1 protein-coding gene and 1 pseudogene are annotated in these 2,902 nt (G+C 61.9%); both read right to left on the bottom strand.

The annotated features are described in order from the left end of the window. Positions 1-2,245: PAS domain-containing protein (locus tag ACE3OH_RS21340; protein ID WP_374357997.1), on the bottom strand; the 2,245-nt coding region annotated here is incomplete at its 3' end. 339 nt (positions 2,246-2,584) lie between these two features. After that, positions 2,585-2,902 (bottom strand): annotated as a pseudogene (locus ACE3OH_RS21335) (methyl-accepting chemotaxis protein); the annotation flags it as partial.

Genomic DNA, 2,902 nt, shown 5'->3' with positions numbered 1-2,902 from the left:
TGATTTCCGCCAGTTTTTCGGCGGTGGCATTGCTGTCGTCCTTGAGCTGGCCGAAGGTGCCGGCATAGTCGCCATCTATGCGCTGGGTCAGGTCGCCTTGCGCCAGGGCGCCGAGCATGCGTACCACCTCGGCCAGTCCGCGCTCGCTCACTTCCATCAGGCTATTCAGGTTCTCGGCAAGAATCTTGAAGAAACCGTCTTTGTCACTCAGGGAAAGACGGGTGGTGAAGTCGCCTTGATTGGCGCCGCGGATCAGCTCGGCCACTTCGCTTTCGATGGCTACTTCGCGGGTAATGTCGCGCCACTCGACCACCGAGCCAAGGCGCTCGCCCTCGCTATTGATGATAGGGTTGGCGGTCAGGTGGAAATGGCGGGCGCCGACCTGGATCTTGCTCTGGTAGGTGCTGGTAAAGGTGGCAAGCAGGCTGGCCTGGTGGCTGGGGTTTTTATGGAAGCTGTCGATATTGCTGCCGATGATCTTGTCGACGGAGAACTGCGGCAGCACCTTGCGCAAATCGGCCTCGGCATGGCGCAGCATGCGCTCGACCGCGCCATTCATATAGATGATGGTGCGGCTGGCATCGGCGATCATCACATTGACGCTGGTATTGTCGAGTGCCGCCAGAATCCGCGCCTGGGCGGCGGCACGGTTGCGTTCGCGCTCGATCTCGCGCAGGGCTTCGGTTTCGTCGGTCCATTCCACCGCCGTGCCAAGGAAGGTGCCGGCTTCATCCACCACCCGGTTCATCGACAGTACGAAGTGCCGCTCACCAAGGTGCAGCCGCGCCTTGTGCACCCCCTGCATGCCGTCGATCACCCTTTGCACATGGCTGGCATTGCCATGGAAATCGTCGACATGCTTGCCGATGATGTCGCGCGCATTGAATTGCGGCAGCGCCTTGCGGATTTCCGCTTCGGTTTCTTGCAGCAGACGCCGTACCGACTGGTTGGCATACACGATCTGCCGCTGCGGGTCGCCTATCATCACCGCCGCGCTAGCGCAATCGAGCGCGGTACGGATGCGTGAATTTTCGGTGGCAATGGCGCGCTCGCGCTCCAGGGTGGCTTTGAGCTTGAGGCGCATATCATCAAGCGAATTGAGCAGGCGACTGGTTTCATTGCGGCCGTTTTGGCGGATATGAGCGTCGTCCAGATCGCCGTCGGCAATGCGGCTGGCGGCGGCTACGGCGGCAGCCATGGGCCGGCTCAACGATAGCGAAATGGCGGTGATGCTAGCCAGCAGCACCAAGACCAGGATGGCGGTCCACAGCTGCAGGCGGCGCAAATCCCCCTTGATACGCTCGACCCTCTGATCCAGTTCGCCGTCCAGCAATTTATTGAGCTTGGACGACGTTTGATAGGCACTGCCGATGATGGTATTGAAGGCGGCGGCATACTGCTCTGCGCTGACGTTGCCGAAATTGGCCGACTTGAGCTTGTTGGCCAGGTTTGAAGCTTCGGCCACCTGGCCTGCCATCTGTTGCTTGATGCCGTCCAGTTCCGTCGCCATTTCCTTGTCGTCACTCGCCAGCTGCGCCAGCGCGGCTTTTTTCAGGCGATCCTGCACCTGGGTAAACATCGACAGGGCAAAACGGGTGCTGATGGCTGCCTTGGCGGCCAATTCAGTCGCGCCGGCATTGCCGCTGCCGGCGGTAATGGCGCCCACCCCATAGCCGCGCGCGCGCGCCAGCGCTTCCACCAGGGGCGGCAGTTGGTTATAGGCAGCATCGAACAGATAGTAGCTGGTGGCTTCCGGGTCGAGATCCAGCCCGGTTTCGCCGGCGATACTGGCTTGCAGGGCCAGGGTGTGGTCGACCAGGGCGATATGGGCGTCGAAATTCTCGTCCACCGTGGTGCTGGCGGCGAGACGGGAGGCAATATCGGCTTGCGCCTTGCTCATTTCGGCCACATCGGCGCTCAGCTGTTTTGAGCCCGCCACCAGCTTGTCGCTGCGTAGTGCATCGAGCTGCGCCTGTACCTTGGCCTGGGCCGCCGTGACCTTTTCGCGGCCTTTGCCGCTGACCAGCAAGGCGGTGCTGTCGCGCCGCTGTTGCTGTATCAGGTCGAGCAGCATGGTTGCCAGGCTCATTGGTGCCAGGCCGGTCCGCTCATGCTCGGCAGTAGCCAGCTCATCGCGGGCACGCTGCCAGTTCTGGCTGGCTGGCAGGGCAAACAGCACAAGCGCCAGAACCCCCATGGCAAGCAGCTTTTGTGTCAGCGAAATGTGGTTGAGGAAGGCTTTCATGGTTTACCCCAGTCGTTGATACATGGCATCAAATGCGCGTTGCTGCTGGCTACCCGGTAGGTCGGAATTCATTCCGACGCCGCCGCTGGCAGGCTGGCGTGTCGGGTTAAAACCCGACCTACCGGCTTGCTTGCTACTCGCCGCCTTGTAGGTCGGAATTCATTCCGACAACGCCGCTGGCAGGCTGGCGTGTCGGGCTAAAACCCGACCTACAGGGCGGTTTGCTGCTCGCCGCCCTGTAGGTCGGAATTCATTCCGACAGCGCTGCCGGGACGCTGGTAAGACGATGGTTGGCAGCGTGTCGGGTTGAAGCCCGACCTACGGAGGCGTTGCATCGTGTTAAAACTCTTCCCAATCGTCTGTCTCCGCCTTGCCCGGTTTGCTCAAGGCGCGTGTGGCGGGTTTGCTGCTTGCCGGCAGGGCGAGAGGCGGCTTTGCGGCCAGGGGCCGCGCGCGATTGCCGGTCTGCGCCAACCGGAATGCCGCCACCGCCTGCGCCAGGGTGTTGGACTGATCGGCCATGCTTTGCGCCGCTGCGGCGGCTTGCTCCACCAGGGCGGCGTTCTGCTGGGTCATATCGTCCATCTGGGTGATGGTGGTGTTCACCTGCTCGATACCGGCGCTTTGTTCGACCGAGGCAGCCGAGATCTCGCTCAT

Origin of the sequence: Chitinimonas sp. (assembly GCF_041904975.1) — a bacterium.
Lineage (GTDB): Bacteria > Pseudomonadota > Gammaproteobacteria > Burkholderiales > Chitinimonadaceae > Chitinimonas.
This window is presented reverse-complemented; position numbering and strand designations above follow the sequence as displayed.